General features: G+C 46.5%; 1 pseudogene. It reads right to left on the bottom strand.

Annotated elements, in window-relative coordinates:
• Window positions 1–217 (bottom strand): annotated as a pseudogene (locus ADH27_RS00005) (muramidase); the annotation flags it as partial.

The raw sequence follows: 217 nt of genomic DNA, 5'->3' as shown, positions 1-217 counted from the left end.
CTTATCGCCTTCGATGACCTTACCGGTTGTAGGGTCAGTAGACTTAAGGTGACCTTGGTCATCTACTTCACCAACTGTGTAGTTACCTGCTGGTACCAATTCATAGGTCTTGCCTTCGAATTCAATCTTTTGCGGACGGTTGTCTACCACTGTATCGTAGTCTTTATCCACTGGTTGAGCATCTTCGTCGGTCACATCTGACTTGATGGTCTTGCCT

The organism is Streptococcus sp. 343_SSPC, from assembly GCF_001072385.1.
GTDB lineage: Bacteria > Bacillota > Bacilli > Lactobacillales > Streptococcaceae > Streptococcus.
This window is presented reverse-complemented; position numbering and strand designations above follow the sequence as displayed.